The organism is Bosea sp. ANAM02, from assembly GCF_011764485.1.
In the GTDB taxonomy this organism is placed as follows: Bacteria; Pseudomonadota; Alphaproteobacteria; order Rhizobiales; family Beijerinckiaceae; genus Allobosea.
In genome coordinates this window covers 4530201-4546254 of record NZ_AP022848.1, presented here as the reverse complement: position 1 = coordinate 4546254, position 16054 = coordinate 4530201, and the positions used below count along the sequence as shown (strand labels likewise).

The following is a 16054-nucleotide window of genomic DNA, read 5'->3' as shown; positions in this document are numbered from 1 at the left end:
GGCTGGCGATGCCATGCTGAACCCCGAATCTGCCACGTCGGAATCATTGCGATGAATCGCCGCCCTCGCATCCTCGTCATCAATCCCAATTCCAACGAGATGGTCACCGAGGGTTTGCGGCAGGCGCTGGTGCCGCTCGCCTTCGCGGAGGGGCCTGAAATCCTTTGCGAGAGTTTACGCGAGGGACCGCTCGGCATCGAGACGCAGGAGCATGTCGAGAGCGTCACGCTGCCTTTGCGGCGCCGTGTCGAGGCGGCGAACGATATCGATGCCTTCGTCATCGCCTGCTATTCCGATCCCGGCCTGCATGTCGCGCGCGAGGGTACCGCGAGCCCTGTCTTCGGCATCGCCGAATGCGGCGTGCTGACGGCGCTGACGCGGGCGGACCGCTTCGGCGTGATTGCGATCAAGTCGCGCTCGATCCCGCGCCATATCCGCTATCTCCGCCAGATGGGGCTGATGGACAGGCTTGCCGGCGAGCGTCCGCTCGAAATGTCGGTGGCGGAAAGCGCCTCGGGCGAGGGCACGCTGGCGCGCATGATCACGATCGGCACCGAGCTCAAGAACCTGGACGGGGCCGGCGCCATCGTGATGGGCTGCGCCGGCATGGCGCGCCACCGTCGGCCGCTGGAGGATGCGCTTGGCATCCCCGTGATCGACCCGACGCAAGCGGCGGTCGCGATGGCGATCGGCACGCTGATGGTACGCTGAGAAGGACGAGGGCAGATGACGGCGAACTATGATCTGGTCATTCGCGGCGGCACGGTCGGCGCCGCGACCGGCAGCTTCCGCGCCGATCTCGCGGTCAAGGGCGGCAAGGTCGCCGCTCTCGGCCTCGGCCTTGGCGCCGGCGCCCGCGAGATCGACGCGACCGGCAAGCTCGTCCTGCCCGGCGGCATCGACACCCATGCCCATGTCGAGCAGGTCTCGGCCGGCGGTCTGCTCAATGCCGATACCTTCGAGAGCGCCACGACCTCGGCCGCCTTCGGCGGCAACACGACGCTGATCTCCTTTGCCGCCCAGCATCGCGGCCTCGATCTCAGGAAGGTCGTCGACGACTACGCGGCATTGGCTCGGCGCGGTGCGCTGATCGACTACGCCTTCCATCTCATCGTCGCCAATCCCGACGCCAGGACGATCCAGCAGGATCTGCCGGCGCTGATCGGCGAAGGCCACGCCTCGATCAAGGTCTTCATGACCTATGACCTGATCAAGGTCGATGACGAGCCATTGCTCGACCTGCTGCTGACGGCCCGGCAGAACCGGGCGCTGATCTGCGTACACGCCGAGAACCACGGCATGATCTCCTGGATGGGCAGGAAGCTCGTCGAGAAGGGCTATGTCGCGCCGAAATACCATGCGATCAGCCATCCGCGCGGCTCGGAGGCCGAGGCCTTCAACCGGCTGATCACCGTGGCCGAACTGCTCGATCAGCCGATCATGATCTTCCATGTCTCGACGGCCGAGGGCGCGCAGGTCATCCGCGATGCGCGCGGGCGCGGTCTCAAGGTCTTCGCCGAGACCTGCCCGCAATATCTCTTCCTCACCCGGCACGATCTCGACAAGCCCGGTCTGGAAGGCGCGAAATGGATGTGCTCGCCGCCGCCGCGCGAGATCGCGGATCAGGAGGCGCTCTGGCAGGCGCTGGCGCTCGGCGACATCCAGACGGTCTCCTCGGACCATGCGCCCTATCGCTTCGACGAGACCGGCAAGCTTTCGGCCGGGCCGAATCCGAATTTCAAGCAGATCGCCAATGGCCTGCCGGGCCTTGAGACACGTTTGCCCCTGCTCTTCGACGCGCTGGTCTCGAAAGGCCGCCCGGAATTCGCCGGTCGCGGGCTCGAAGCTTTCGTCAACCTCACGGCGACGGCGCCGGCCGAAATATACAACCTTCCCGGCAAGGGCGCGCTGCTGCCCGGCTACGACGCAGATATCGCGATCTGGGACCCTGGCAGGCAGGTGGAGATCACCGATGCGGCGATGCATGACCTGACCGGTTTCACGCCCTTCGCGGGCCGTCGCGTCACCGGCTGGCCGGAGCATGTCCTCGTCCGGGGGCAGGATGTGGTCGGCGGCGGCGTGCTGCACGCCGCTCCAGGCTCGGGCCGCTGGCTCGCGCGCACCGGCGGCAATGCCGCGACCCCGACCGGGCGCCTCGTCGCGGATGTCGATCCGCAACGGAACTTCGGCGCAATCTTGCTCGACTGAACGTGGGGTTGCGCGGGCAGGGCTGGCGGTGACAGTGAAGCGCCATGCCGATTCCGAACGATATCCCCGTCGAGATCCGGCGCGCGGCCTGCGCGTTTCATGAGGCTGGCCATATCGTCGTCGGCTGGGAGCATCGGCGCGCCATCACCCATGCCTGGCTGCGGCCGCCCTATGGCGTCTCGGGCGAGACCTGCTTCGAACCCTACACGCGCGGATTCCGGGCCGACCGCCCGGTCGACCGCCGAAGGGCCGAGGTCGAGATCATCATCCTCTCCGCCGGCTATTGCGGCGAGATGATCTATTGGAATGAGAAGGGGCTGAAATGGTATCCGGGCGCGATCGCTTCCCATGAGGACGATCTCCGCCAGATGCGGCCCTATATCGCGCTGCTTCAGCCCGCGGACGAGGCCGCCTTGCGCGAGCGCTGCGCGGCGGCTGCCACCGCGATCCTGTACCGCCCGGCGATGCTCGCGGCCCAGGCCGCCATTGCCCGGCGGCTGTCCGAGCAGCGCCGCATCGATCGCGACGAGGTCGACGAAATCATCGGACGCGCGGCCGGCCGATAGCCGCCGCGCGCCCAAGGGAACGATTGCGGTTACGCCGCCTTCTTGCCGGCGTCGAAGGGAACCTCGATATCGACGGCGAGCGTCGAGACCTGGGCGCCGCGCTCCATCCGGACGCTGACCTTGTCGTCGTCGATCTGCATATGCTTGGAGATCGCGCGTAGGATTTCGTCCCGCAGCTTGCCGAGCAGGTCGGCATCGCCGCCGGCGGCGGCGCGCTCATGGGCGAGCAGCACTTGCAGCCTTTCCCGAGCGGCGGGGGCCGAGCGGGGGCGGGAGAAGAGGCGGAACAGATTCATGCTCATGCCGCCTTCCTTCCGAAGAACTTGCCGAAGAAGCCGCGCTTCTCGCCGGGCACCGTGACCGGGATCTGCTCGCCCTTGAGCCGGCGGATGGCGTCGAAATAGGCGAGCGCAGGGGCGCTGCCCTGGTCCGCCAGCGTGACCGGCGAGCCGATATTGGAGGCGCGCAGCACGTCCATGCTCTCGGGGATGATGCCGAGCAGCGGGATCGACAGGATCTCCAGCACGTCGTCGACCTTCAGCATGTCGCCGCGCTCGGCGCGAAGAGGGTCGTAGCGGGTGAGCAGCAGGTGCTTCTCCATGCGCTCGCCATTCTCGGCCTTCAGCGTCTTGGAATCGAGCAGGCCGATGATCCGGTCGGAATCGCGCACCGAGGAGACTTCCGGATTGGTCACGACGATCGCGATGTCGGCATGGCGCATGGCCAGCGTCGCGCCGCGCTCGATGCCGGCCGGGCTGTCGCAGATCACCCAGTCGAAATTCGCTTTCAGCGCGCCGATCACCGCCGCGACGCCCTCGGCCGTCAGGTTGTCCTTGTCGCGGGTCTGCGAGGCCGGCAGCAGATAGAGCGTCTCGACGCGCTTGTCGCGGATCAGCGCCTGGGTGAGCTTGGCCTCGCCCTGGATGACGTTGACGAGGTCGTAGACCACGCGCCGCTCGGCGCCCATGACCAGGTCGAGATTGCGCAGGCCGACGTCGAAATCGACGACAACGACCTTGTCCCCGCCCTGGGCGAGCGCGGCGCCGAGCGCAGCCGACGACGTCGTCTTGCCGACGCCGCCCTTGCCCGATGTGACGACGATGACCTTGCCCATTGACCGCTCCTTCTGAACGTTGAGTTATGTGTGCGCCTCAGGCGAGCGCTTCGACCTTGAACGCTTCGCCGTCGAGCCAGATCTGCACGGGCTTGCCGCGGAATTCGGGGCCCATGTCCTCGGCCGTCTTGTAGTAGCCGTCGATCGCGATCAGCTCGGCCTCGAGCTTGCGGCAGAAGATGCGCGCCGCCGCGTTGCCCATCGTGCCGGCCATCGCCCGCCCGCGCAGCGTGCCGTAGACATGGATCGAGCCGCCCGCGACGATCTCGGCGCCAGATGCGACCGAGCCGACGACGGTGACGTCGCCTTCGAGGAAGACCAGCGACTGGCCCGAGCGCACCGGCTGCGTCACGATGATCGACGGAACCGCCTTGGGCAGCTCCGGCACGGCCGGCTCGGCGACGGCAACCTCGGCCTTGGCAGACTCGGCCGCGGCGGCCGGAGGTTCGAAATCGGAGGTCGGGCGCCCGTCGGCCATGGCTGGCGGCAGGTCTGCGCCGAGCAGCGCCGGGGAGGCGCCCTCGATGCCCATGATCCTGACCTGGCGCTGGCCGAGTTGGCTGACGAAGGTGCGAAGCTGCGCCCGGTCGACATCCAGCCCGGTGATGTCGAGCACCACGGGGCGCCGCAGGAAGAAGCCGGCGGAGCGCGAGGCGAGGTCGTCGAGCCGCGCCAGCCAGTCCTCGAAGGGCAGCTCCGGGGTCAGCGTCAGCGCAAGATAGGACCGCCCCTTGAGGCGGATGGGCCGGGGTTGAGTTAACACGTCGGTTATCTTGGTAAATTTTCGGTTGCTTCGGTGTATCGAGGGAATGGTTAACAGGTCGTAAACCGGGCTCTCGACGGCGGCTGCTCGATGCATTCCGAGGGAGGCTGTCCACAGCTCCCTGACGCGGCGCTGAACAGGCAGAACTGATTGAGAACGTGCCGGGAAATGGCACGGAAACCACAGTCGTCATGCTCGCCCTTGTGGCGAGCATCTACGTTTTGAACACCGTCCTCGATCAATGAAGACGTGGATGGTCGGGACAAGCCCGACCATGACGCACGTGGGCTGACGATCTGATTCCGTCAGTCGATGCTACCCCTGAAAAACTTCCGGATAGGCGTAGAGCCCCGGCGCGCCGCCGGTATGCCAGAACACGACGGTCCCGTCCGGCCCGATGGCGCCGCTTCGGACCAGTGCGACGAGTCCGGCCATCGCCTTGCCGGTATAGACGGGGTCGAGCAGGATGCCTTCCGTCCGCGCGACCAGTTCGACGGCCTCGATCATCGCGGGCGTGGGCTGGCCATAGCCGGGGCCGACCTGCGAATCATCGATTTCGAGCGCGGCCTGCCTGCCGCGCCGCCGGCCCTCCAACGCGTAGATGTCGTTCACCAGCCCGGAGACGATGGCTCCGGCCTGATCGGAGGAGCGCGAGACGCTGACGCCCTGCACGCGACAGTCGAGCCCGGCTTCCTCGACGCCGGCGAGGATACCGGCATGGGTGCCGCCGCTGCCTGTCGGCACGACGATATGGTCGATATCGACGGCTTCGGCCTTGGCCTGCCCGGCCAGTTCCAGAAGCGCGTCGCGATAGGCGAGGCTGCCCAGCGCATTGGAGCCGCCGACCGGGATGAAATAGGGGCGCTTCTCCTGCGCCTTCAGTCCGGCCACAGCCTCGTCTGCGATCGCGGTCGCATCGCCGCCGGGCGGAAGCAGGCGGATATCGGCGCCAAAAATCCGGTCGAGCAGCCAGTTGCCGTTTCTCCGGTAGGATTCGCTGCGATCCGCCACCGAATCGGTCAGCAGCAGGACGCAGCCCAACCCGCTGCGAGCGGCTGCGGCGGCCGTCTGGCGGGCATGGTTCGACTGGATCGCGCCCATGGTGACCAGCGTGTCGGCGCCCTGCTTCAGGGCCTCGGCGACGAGATATTCGAGCTTGCGCACCTTGTTGCCGCCGCCGGCGAAGCCGGTGCAGTCGTCACGCTTCATCCAGATCGACGGTCCCTTGCCGTTGCGGGCGAGCGCCTGCGACAGGCGGGGCAGGGGCTCGAACGGCGTCGGCAGCAGCGCCAGTCTGATCGTGTCGCGTCGGGTCATTCCGGCAGGCTCCCAGCTTCGTTGCCGTCGTTAGCGGGAACAGCATAGCGCGGCGCTGGGGATTCGCCGGGCGCGCGAACGCATGCCCGGCGTGCAATCCCGGCTTAAGGCTACAGCCGCCGCGACAGGCGCGGATCGAGCCGGTCGCGCAGGCCGTCGCCGAGGAGGTTCACCGCCAGGACGACCAAGGCGAGCGCGATCGCCGGGAAAAAGATCGTCCAGGGCGCGCGCGCGAGGTAGAGCCGGCTCGACGCGATCATATTGCCCCAGCTCGGCACCTCGGGCGGAACGCCGGCGCCGAGGAAGGACAGCGAGGCCTCGACGAGGATCGCCGAGGCGCAGATATAGGTCGCCTGCACGATCAGGGGCGCGATCGTGCTCGGCATGATGTGGCGGAACAGGATGCGCGGCGTCCGCGCGCCGCAGGCCGTGGCGGCCTCGACGAAGGGCAGCTCCTTGACGCTGAGCACGATCGAGCGGACGAGCCGCACGACGCGCGGCAGCTCGGGGATCGAGATCGCGGCGATGACGATGCCGATGCTGCCCTGGTTCAGCGCGACCATGGCGATGGCGAGCAGGATCGCGGGGATCGCCATCAGCCCGTCCATCAGGCGCATGACGATGGCATCGAGACGACGATAATAGCCGGCGAAGAGGCCGATCACGAGGCCGACGAGGATCGATATCGCGGCGACGCTGAAGCCGACGATGAGCGAGACGCGGGCGCCATAGACTGTGCGCGCGAAGACGTCCTGCCCGAGCTGGTCTGTGCCGAAGCGCAGTTCGGGCGAGGGGGGCTGGAGCCGGCGGGTCGGCGCCTTCAGCATCGGGTCGCCGGCGATGAGCGGCGCGATGATGGCGACGATCAGGAAGACGATCAGGATGGCGGCGCCGAACAGCATCGTCGGATTGCGGCGGGCGAACCGGGCGAACCGGGCCAGGCGGTTGCCGCTGGCCGGGGTCGGGAGGGTTTCGGTGTCGATTGCGGTCATCGGTCTCTCGCCTCAGTGCCGGATGCGGGGATCGATGAGCGAATAGGAGAGATCGACCGCGAGATTGATCAGCACGTAGATGCCGGAGAAGACGAGAATCACACCCTGGATGATCGGGTAGTCGCGCTTCGAGATCGCGTCGACGACGAGGCGGCCGATGCCGGGAATGTTGAACACCGTCTCGGTGATCACCACGCCGCCGATGAGAAGGGCGACGCCGATGCCGATCACGGTGATGATCGGCACGCCGGCATTCTTCAGCGCATGCTTCATCAGCATGGTGCGCGCCGAGACGCCCTTGGCATTGGCGGTGCGGATATAGTCCTCCTCCAGCACCTCCTGCATCGAGGCGCGGGTCATGCGCGCGATCAGCGCGACATAGGCGAGGCCGAGCGTCACCGTCGGCAGCACGAGATGCAGGAACCAGGGGCCGATGCCGTTGGCGATCGACCGGTAGCCCTGCACGGGCAGCCAGCGCAGCTCGATCGCGAAGACATAGATCAGGCAGTAGCCGACCACGAACGTCGGCATCGAGAAGCCGAGTACGGAAAAGCCCATCAGAAGCCGGTCGATCGGGCGCCCGGCCTTCCAGGCGGCGAGCACGCCGAGCGTGACGGCGATCGACACCGCGAAGATCATGGTCAGCACGGCGACGGAAAGCGTCGGTTCGAGCCGCTGCAGGATCAGCGTCGAGACCGGAGTGCTGGAGAAGATCGAGACGCCGAGATCGCCCTGGATCACGCGCAGCGCCCAGCGCCCGAACTGGACGAGCAGTGGGTCGTCGAGGCCGAGCCGCTGGCGGATCGCGACGATCTGCTGCGGCGTGGCGTAGTCGCCGGCGATGATGGCGGCGGGGTCGCCCGCCGAGAGATGGAGCAACAGGAAGACGAAGACGCCCACCAGCGTCATCACCAGGATGGTCGATACCAGGCGCTGTAGGAGATAGCTCAGCATGGATTCGGTCGTCCTCCGTCGGGTCGCTTGTCTGGCGCGGAGCTCCTGGTAGGCCCCGCTCGCGCGTGCTGTCGCGTGCTCGCCCTCACGCCGCCGGCACGATCACCTGAAGACGGTCGGACAGGCGGAGCCCGCCGGAAGGCGGGCTCCGCTGGTCGGGGTCGAGGCTCGGATCAGCCCTTCTTCACGTTCCAGAACGGGATCAGCTCGGGCATGCCGATCAGTCCGGTCAGGTTGCGCAACGCCGCCGGCTGGAACCACTGGCCGTAATAGGCGTGCGGCACGAAGTCCCAGGCGTTCTGCTGGATGTCGCGGGCGATCTGCTTGCGCTCGGCATCCGTCTGCGCGGCGGCCCATTTGTCGCGCAGCTGCTCGTGCTTCTCGTTGCTCGGCCAGCCGAACCAGCCCTTCTCGCCATTGGCGGCATGGCCGCTGAGCGAGACGGGATTGCCGAAGGCGTTGACCGAGCCCGAGGTGAAGAAGACGTTCCAGCCGCCCTGGTCCGGCGCGGCCTTGACGGCGCGGCGGGTGATGACGGCGCCCCAGTCGGAAGCCTGCAGCGAGACGTTGAAGCCGGCCTGGCGCATCCATTGCGCGATCAGGTTGGCGGCATTGTTCATATAGGCGATGTTGGTCGCCTGCAGCACGACGACCGGGCGCCCGTCATAGCCGGACTCCTTCACGAGCTGCTTGGCCTTCTCCATGTTCGGCGCCGTCTTGAACCAGTCGATATTGGCGTCGTTCTCCATCGGCGTGCCCATGCCGAACAGCGAGGAGCAGCCGCGGAAATATTTCTCGTCGCCGAAGGTCGCCTTCATCACCTCGGTCGGGTGGATCAGGTGCAGCATGGCCTGGCGGGCCTTGACGTTGTTGAACGGCGGATGGAGCCAGTTCACGCGGCACCAGCCGAGCTGGCCCTGCTTGTTCAGGACCTCGAGCTTGATGTCCTTCTCGCCGGCGAGCGAGTCGAGCAGGTCGACATTCGGGTATTCGATCATGTCGATCTCGCCGGCCCGGATCGCGGCGATCGCCGTCGCCTCGTCGGCGATGTTCTCGAACACGACCCGGTCGACATTCACCACCTTGCCGCCCGAGGTGAAGACGGCGGGCTCGGAACGCGGCACGTAGTTCGGATTCTTGTCGTAGACATAGCGCTGTCCCTGGACGACGGCGCCCTCGTTGAACAGGAACGGTCCCGAGCCGAGGATGGTGCTGATCTGCTGGTTCGGATCGGTCCCGGCCTCCTTCTCGCGCATGATGTAGCAGACATTGGTCGCGGCCTTGGCGAGCCACTCGACCACGAGCCCGTAGGGCTCCTTCATCACGATCTGGAAGGTCTTGTCGTCCTTGACCGGCGTGTCGGCGAGACGCGCCATCATGTGCTGGCCGCCGCCGTCGCGGGCGCCCCAGCGCCGGATCGAGGCGACGCAGTCCTTGGCCGTGACGGGCGTGCCGTCGCTGAAGCGCAGGCCGTCGCGCAGCTCGAAATTATAGGTCTTGCGATCGTCCGAGAGCGACCATTTCGAGATCATCTGCGGCTGCGGTTCGTATTTGTCGTTCACGCCGAACAGCGTGTCGTAGACCATGCCCGCGTGGTAGGAGGTCATGTTCGCGGTCGTCCAGATCGGATCGAAGACGCGAAGATCGCCGTGCAGCACGGCGCGGATGGTGCGGGCGGCGGAAGGGGTGGTCTGCGCGCGGATCGTGGCCGGCGCGGCGACGAGCGCCCCGGTTGCCAATCCGCCCTGAACGAAACCTCGGCGTGTCGTTTTCATCTGGTTCTCCTCCGTTGCATTTGGAAGGCCGCGGGCATTCGCCTCGTCTGGCCCTCGTCGGGTCATGCTTCTCGTCTCTCGTTCCTTCCGTTTCGAGCGGCCTCAGACGACGAGCCGGCCGGGCGGGAGCGGATCATGCGGCCAGAGCGGCCGGTTGATCTTGCGATAGGGATATTTGCGCACGTCGAGATGCGAGGGGCCGCCGCCGTCGGTGTAGATCACCTCGCTGGCGATCGGGCCGTAGGCCGCATGGAAATGGTTGGTCGACTTCACGCTGACGATGCGCTTCTGCGTCGGGTCGATGCCGACGCTGGTGAAGATCTCCAGGCCCAGCGCCTGCGTGCGGTGCGAGAGCAGCGCGACGTCGATGCCGTCGATGCGGATGCCGACCGCGTCGCCGATCGGCACCTTGGCGGTGCCGAAGCTCTGCGTGCCCCCGCGGATCGCACCGAGCACGGTGACCTCGCCATCGACCGGCGTGCCCGAGGTCGCGGCCGCCTTGCCGCCGAAGCGCAGCGGGATGGTCGCGCCGACCCCGGCCGTCAGGCAGAATGCGACCGCGACCGGGTCCCAGACCGGGCCGACCGCCGCGTCGGAAATGCCGCGCTCGCGCAGGCGGTGGATGATGTTGGTGTTGTCGGAGGCCGCGCCGCCGCCGGCATTGTCGGTCGAATCCGCGATGACGCGGGGGCCGTTGGCGGCGCCGCCGAGCGCGCGGTCGAGGGCTTCGTCGAGCGGCGTCACGGGCGGGGCGAACTGCCCCTTGAGCGAGCGGAACTCCTCGCCAAGCTTTGCAGCCAGCGCGTCGCCCTTCGCCTTGTCGTTGTCGGTGATGACGAGGACGCGGGTGCCGATCTCCGGAACGTCGCCCTGCTGGAAGCCATGCGCCAGCGAGACCGAAAGAATGCCGTCCTTGCCTTCGAGCGCGCTCATCCGGTCGACGAAGGAGCGGCCGGGCTCGCGCGTCGTCGGCACCAGCTCGATCATCCGGCAATCGTAGAGCGACATCACCGGCTTGATCTCGCCCCGGATCGTCCGGAGGATGATGTCGACCAGTTCCTCGGCCCGCTCGACGAAGTCGACATGCGGGTATTCCTTGTAGAGGATGACCGCATCGGCGAGGCGCACGCGCTTCTCGGTCAGGTGGCAATGCGGGTCGAGCTCGACGCCGATCGGCACGGAAGGGCCGACGAGGGCGCGGACATGCTCGATGATGTCGCCCTCGCAATCGTCATAGCCATGCGCGACCATGGCGCCGTGCAGGCCGAGCAGCACGCCGTCGACCGGCAGCGCCGCCTTGAGCTGGGTGAGGATCTCGTCCCGCATCTCCTCGTAATCGGCCTTGGCGCAGGTGCCAGACGGCTCGGCCCAGAAGCAGGAGCCCTCGATCAGCTCGAAGCCTTCGCTCTTGGCGTGCTGCCGAGCGACATAGAGCGGGGCGGTGGTATGCGTCGCCCGGTCCGGGTGCTGGCCGGCAGGAAAATAGGCGGATGCCTCGAAATTGGCCCGGGATGTCGGGATCGGAGAGAAGGTGTTCGTTTCGGTTGCGAGCGACGCGGCAAACAGACGCATAAGCTACCTTTCCGAAGAATGAGCCTCATGTTCGGTTGGCCGGGAAGGCCATGTCAAGCTGCAGCGCGAGGCGCAGGGTGTTGCGGCTGCGACATGGGCGCGATGTGCCTTATTATTGCTAATGAGGCGCATTATCGACTATTGCGTCTGCTGCCGGCTCCGCGGCCGGATTGGCGAGAGCGGGCGTGCTGCCTCACTTCGCCAGCGTGACTTCCCACATCCGCAGCTTGGACTGCCAGGGCTGGAAGCCGGAGATCGACTTGTTCATGGCGACCGCGTCCAGGCCGTTATAGAGGAAGATCAGCGGCACCTCGTCGATCACCCGGCGATGCAGTTCGTCGAAGATCTTCTGCCGCTCGGCCTTGTCCGAGATCAGCATCGACTTGTCGATCAGCTTCTGCGCGTCCGGATTGTCCCAGGCCTTGCGCGGCTGCTTGTCCTTCGAGCCGGAGAACTGCTCGAAGGCGATGGCGGGGTCGAAGCGGGCCGAGAACGAGAAGGACTGCATCTGATAGTTGCCCTTGTTGAACCGGTCGAGCTGCGTCGCCCAGTCCAGGATCTCGATCTCGGCGTTGATCCCGACGGCTTGCAGCATCTGCTGCCAGACCACCGCGGCGGGGAAGCTCGGCACGGTCGGGCGCTTGTTGGCGAGAATCGTGATCTTCTCGCCCTTGTAGCCGGCCTCCTGCAGCAATTGCTTTGCGCGGGCCGGATCGTATGCGTGCCCCTGTTTCTCGACCTCGCCGAAATAGCCCGAGGTCGAGTAGATCGGCGAGTTGTTCGGCGTGCCCAGATTGTTGGAGGCGGCTGCGACGAGTTCTGGATAGTCGAGGGCGGCGGCGATCGCCTGGCGCAGCTTCTTGTTGCCCATCACGGGGTCGCGCGTCTGGATCAGGAAAAGATGACGCACCGCATTGGGCGCGATCGCGACCTTGAGGCTCGGCACCTTCTTGAGTTCCTCGACATCGCTCGGCAGCGTCTCGCTCATCTGCAGCGCACCGGAGATGAGGCCTGCCTTCACCGTCGCCGCGTCCTTGACGATCAGGAACTTGACCTCCTTGAGCAGCGGGCGCTTGGAGCCGACATAGCCGTCGATCTTGCCCTGGCCCGGCGACTGGTAGCCGTCGAAGGCGGTCATCGTGAAATATTCGCCGCGCTTCCACTCGCCGAACTTGTAGGGGCCGGTGCCGATCGGCTTATCCCAGGTCCCGTCGGCCTTGACCGAGTCCTTGTGCAGGATCGCGGTCATCGCGCAGTCGGTGCGGGCCATCGTGTCGAGGAACAGCGCGTTCGGCTTGTCGATGGTCATGACGAAGGTCTTGGCGTCGGGCGCCGAGACGGATGTGACCTTGAGGCCGCTGCGCCCGTCGAATTCCGACGTGCAGCGCCACTCGGTCTTTGGGTCCATGTAGCGGTTCCAGCTCCACAGCACGTCGGCCGAGGTCAGTGTCGCGCCGTTGTGGAACTTCACCCCCTCGCGCAGCGTGAAGGTGTAGGTCTTGCCGTCGGCCGAGAGATCGACCTTCTGCGCCAGCAGCGCGGTGGCATTGCCGCCTTCATTGTAGCCGACGAGGCCCTCCACGAGCTGCAGCGCGAAATCATCGGTGCTGTCGTCGCGGTTTACGCCGGGATTGTTGCTGCGGATGTCGGCTGCCACGGCCACGGTGATCGACTGGGCGGCGACCGGACTCGCGCAGGCGGCGAGCAGGACGGCAAGGGCGAGTGGACGTCTCATGGCATCGGTTCCCTCAGATGTCGCCGCAAGCGGCGCTGTCGATGTCGCTCGGTCAGGCGGCCTGCTCGGTCGCAAACGGCTCGCCGGTCAGGCTGTAGCAGGTGAAATGCCGGTTGAGCGCCGGCAGCGGCGCCACTTCCATCACGCCCTTGGCCGACTCGATCAGGATCATCGCCACGCTCGCCGTGATGTCGCCGCGTTGGCCGGGGCGCGGCGGGCGGCAGACCGAGAAGGGCGAGAGGAAATCGTCGAACAAGGCCGCCTTCAGGTCCTCGCGGCCGAGCGGCCGGCGCGGCTCGTTCAGGAGCTGTCGGACGCGCCAGTCGCGATAGGGGCTGTCCGGCGCACTCGCGATGCCGGTCTCGCGCAGCTTCGCCAGCGCCGCCGGGCTGGCCCAGTGATTGGCATGCACGATCAGCCCGTCCTCGGGCAGGATCGGGAACGCCTCGTCCGGCGCGCATTCGAGATCGATGCCGAAGCCCTTGTCCTGGCTCAGCATCATGTTGGTCGAGCAGGCCTTGGGCGTGGTCGCCACGACCTTGATCGCCAATGCGAGATGCTCCTGCTCCATCGCCTTGCGGCGGATCAGGGCCAGTGGCACGCCTTCCTGGCCATAGTCGCGGTCGCTGCGCAGGTAGTTGCCGGTGACGCAGATGCCGGCCTCGTTCATGCCGTGCCGGCCTAGCCCACCGGCTTCGACGAAGGTCAAGAGGTCCGGCCCGTTCCTGCGCTGCACCCTGAGCACGATCGCGGTCTTGGCGCATTCGGGCTGCCAGTCCCAGTTCTGGCCCTGGATCACGCCGCCGGTCGCGCTGCGCTCGGGCAGGATGATCGCGCCGGTGCAGCCGTCGTTGTCGGCCTCGTCTTCCTCTTCCTCCTCCTCGACGCGGTTGGCGATCAGCCTCGCCTTGGCGACGATCTCGGTGCGGGCATTGATCATGATGATCGCATCGAGCGGCACGCCGGAGCCGTCGGCGATGCCGCGCATCTCCTCCAGATAGGCTTCGTCGAAGGCGGCGATCCCTTGCCGGGCCTCGTCGATCAACTGGCGTCGCAGCGTCGGGCTGGAGCCGAGCCCGTCCAACTGCCCGGCATAGAACCGAGCGCTGCCGGCGATGCGATCGGGCACCGCCGCGCCATAGCTGCGGCCGCGCTCATAGGGAGAGCCTGAGACGGAGACGAAGGGGAACGGTTCGATCATGAGACACTATCGTGTTTTTTGATTGACCAAGATGCACAGTGGCGCATCATGGCGCGGATTGTCAAATCGCTTCCGAACACGCAGAAGCACGGAATGGCCAGCAGCCTGCGCGGCGAGATCATCGGCGATATCCTGCGGCTGGCTCGTGACGAGGGCTGGCCTGCCGGTGCCGCTGTCGGCGCGAAACCCCTGGCGGAACGGCTTGGCGTCTCGCGCACCCCGGTGAGAAGCGCGCTCCTGATGCTGGTCGAGTCCGGGCTTCTGGCGCATGAGCCGGATCATGGCTTCAGCCTGCTGCGGCCTGTCGATGACGTCGCGGTCGCCGCGCATATGCCGGCATCGGCCGGTGGCGGCGAACTCTACCACCGGATCCTGATCGAACGGGCGCGCGGCGATCTCCCGACCGAGGTCACCGAGAACGCGATGCTGGCGCATTTCGGCGTGGCCAAGGGCGACCTGCGCAAAGCGCTGATGCGGCTGTCCTCGGAAGGTCTGGTCCAGCGCCAGCGCGGCCATGGCTGGCGCTTTACCGAGAGCTTGGATACGCCGCAGGCCATTCTCGAATCCTATGCCTTCCGCATCGCCATCGAGACGGCGGCGCTGAGCCAGCCCGGCTTCAAGGTCGATGCGGTGGAGCTTGGCCGGCTCCGCACGGCGCATGAGGGGTTGATGCGCCGCCCGGTGGGCGAGGTCACGCCGCAGCTCTGGTTCGAGGTCAACTCGACCTTCCACGAGACGTTGGCCTCATGGTCGCGAAACCGCTTCTTCCTGCAGGCGGTCAGGCGCCAGAACGCCTTGCGGCGCATGCATCAGTTCGCCGATTTCTGGGAGCTCGAGCCGGGGCAGATCCTGCAATCCTGCCGGGACCATCTTGCCATACTCGCCGCGCTCGACAAGGGCGACCGGCCGGGCGCCGTAAGGCTGCTGGTCGAACATCTCTCCGGGGCGGCCCGGGACTGGGAAGCGTCGCCGCCGGAGAATTCAGGGAGGCCCTGACCGGCCAGCCCGCACAGGTCTACAGCGACAATTGCGACCCCGCTTCGGAACAGCTCGCCTTGAGTGCCTTAAGGATCGCGTCCTCGTCTGTCGCAATGCCGTGGCGCTGCAGGCAGGGCACGAGGATCGCGGCTTCCGCCTGCCCGCCGGGCCCGATCACCGGGCAGGCGATATCGGTCACCGCCATGATGTCGCGGCTGGCGGCGACGCGGTGCCCGAGGGCACGGATGTCCGCGAATATCCGCTCTGTCTCGGCCGCTTCGAGGCGCTGCCTGTCGGCCTCGGAGGCTTCGCGCATGAGCTGGCGTCGGCGTGCCTCGCTCTGGAAAGCGAGGATCAGCAGGCCGGAATTGGCGTCGAGCGCCGGGCGGCCATAGCCCGGCCGGACGATGACGCTGGCATCGAGATGACCGGATGTCGTCGCCAGCACCACGGTCTGGGCCCGGCTCAGCACGACGAGATGGGCGACCTGGCCGCTCGCCTCGCTGAAGCGCTCCATCACCGGCAGCACGATCGAGGTGAGCTGTCGTCCCGCCGGCGTGCGGATGCCCAGGTCGAACAGCCGCCGCGACAGTTCCAGTCGATCCGTCCCGGCCTCGCGGGCGAGATAGCCGCGCTGCTGCAGCACGAAGACCATGCGGAAGATCTCGCTCTTCGAGCGGGCGAGGCGCTCGGCGATCTCGCGCGTCGAGAGCGGTTCGCCGACCTCGGCGAGGAGTTCGAGGATGTCGAGCCCCTTCTCCAGGGCCGGTGCCGCGTAGCTGCTCTTGTCTCCGGTCTCAGCGTCGGGCAGGTCGCTCATGTTAGCCTGTTTCATATATGAAGCTTGACATCAAATAAGAAACGAACCTAGCCTCCAGG

Annotated in this window: 15 protein-coding genes; 4 read left to right on the top strand and 11 right to left on the bottom strand. The window is 66.8% G+C overall.

Annotation, left to right across the window (positions count from 1 at the left end):
* Positions 1–51: 51 nt before the first annotated feature.
* The 3 genes from OCUBac02_RS21690 to OCUBac02_RS21680 are packed head-to-tail and all read left to right on the top strand — an operon-like array spanning position 52 to position 2774.
* A complete protein-coding gene (locus OCUBac02_RS21690) occupies positions 52–711 on the top strand; it encodes an aspartate/glutamate racemase family protein (protein WP_173048606.1) in 660 nt (219 codons plus the stop codon).
* 15 nt (positions 712–726) lie between these two features.
* Positions 727–2208, top strand: coding sequence for a dihydropyrimidinase (gene hydA / locus OCUBac02_RS21685; protein ID WP_173048604.1), 1482 nt, complete (start codon positions 727–729; stop codon positions 2206–2208).
* A gap of 44 nt (positions 2209–2252) precedes the next feature.
* Positions 2253–2774, top strand: a complete 522-nt coding sequence (locus tag OCUBac02_RS21680) for a hypothetical protein (protein WP_173048602.1) — start codon at positions 2253–2255, stop codon at positions 2772–2774.
* A 29-nt stretch (positions 2775–2803) separates the two neighbouring features.
* On the opposite strand, the gene minE is transcribed toward OCUBac02_RS21680, so the two are convergent.
* From minE to OCUBac02_RS21630, 10 genes are all read right to left on the bottom strand, one after another.
* Positions 2804–3070 (bottom strand): cell division topological specificity factor MinE, encoded by a 267-nt coding sequence (gene minE / locus OCUBac02_RS21675; RefSeq protein ID WP_047579542.1) that lies wholly within the window; start codon positions 3068–3070, stop codon positions 2804–2806.
* 2 nt (positions 3071–3072) lie between these two features.
* Positions 3073–3888, bottom strand: a complete 816-nt coding sequence (gene minD, locus OCUBac02_RS21670; protein ID WP_173048600.1) for a septum site-determining protein MinD — start codon at positions 3886–3888, stop codon at positions 3073–3075.
* Positions 3889–3925: 37 nt separating this feature from the next.
* Positions 3926–4660: a septum site-determining protein MinC gene (gene minC, locus OCUBac02_RS21665; protein WP_173049779.1), complete on the bottom strand. Its 735-nt coding sequence runs from the start codon at positions 4658–4660 to the stop codon at positions 3926–3928.
* A 306-nt stretch (positions 4661–4966) separates the two neighbouring features.
* Entirely contained in the window at positions 4967–5968 is a 1002-nt protein-coding gene (locus tag OCUBac02_RS21660) for a D-cysteine desulfhydrase family protein (protein WP_173048599.1), read from the bottom strand.
* 110 nt (positions 5969–6078) lie between these two features.
* Positions 6079–6960: an ABC transporter permease gene (locus OCUBac02_RS21655; protein WP_052232085.1), complete on the bottom strand. Its 882-nt coding sequence runs from the start codon at positions 6958–6960 to the stop codon at positions 6079–6081.
* A 12-nt stretch (positions 6961–6972) separates the two neighbouring features.
* Positions 6973–7914 (bottom strand): ABC transporter permease, encoded by a 942-nt coding sequence (locus OCUBac02_RS21650; protein ID WP_173048597.1) that lies wholly within the window; start codon positions 7912–7914, stop codon positions 6973–6975.
* A 173-nt stretch (positions 7915–8087) separates the two neighbouring features.
* The gene (locus OCUBac02_RS21645) at positions 8088–9689 is read right to left on the bottom strand and encodes an ABC transporter substrate-binding protein (protein WP_047576299.1); all 1602 of its coding nucleotides are present in this window, start codon (positions 9687–9689) and stop codon (positions 8088–8090) included.
* A gap of 102 nt (positions 9690–9791) precedes the next feature.
* A complete protein-coding gene (locus tag OCUBac02_RS21640) occupies positions 9792–11261 on the bottom strand; it encodes a M81 family metallopeptidase (protein ID WP_047576298.1) in 1470 nt (489 codons plus the stop codon).
* A gap of 193 nt (positions 11262–11454) precedes the next feature.
* The gene (locus tag OCUBac02_RS21635; protein WP_173048595.1) at positions 11455–12996 is read right to left on the bottom strand and encodes an ABC transporter substrate-binding protein; all 1542 of its coding nucleotides are present in this window, start codon (positions 12994–12996) and stop codon (positions 11455–11457) included.
* A 52-nt stretch (positions 12997–13048) separates the two neighbouring features.
* The gene (locus tag OCUBac02_RS21630; protein WP_173048593.1) at positions 13049–14197 is read right to left on the bottom strand and encodes a C45 family autoproteolytic acyltransferase/hydolase; all 1149 of its coding nucleotides are present in this window, start codon (positions 14195–14197) and stop codon (positions 13049–13051) included.
* Between the two features lie 93 nt (positions 14198–14290).
* Between OCUBac02_RS21630 and OCUBac02_RS21625 the strand changes: the two genes are divergently transcribed.
* The gene (locus tag OCUBac02_RS21625; protein ID WP_173048591.1) at positions 14291–15193 is read left to right on the top strand and encodes a GntR family transcriptional regulator; all 903 of its coding nucleotides are present in this window, start codon (positions 14291–14293) and stop codon (positions 15191–15193) included.
* A gap of 19 nt (positions 15194–15212) precedes the next feature.
* Here the strand turns inward: OCUBac02_RS21625 and OCUBac02_RS21620 are convergent, their stop codons facing one another.
* Entirely contained in the window at positions 15213–15995 is a 783-nt protein-coding gene (locus tag OCUBac02_RS21620) for an IclR family transcriptional regulator (RefSeq protein WP_173048589.1), read from the bottom strand.
* Positions 15996–16054: the final 59 nt, after the last annotated feature.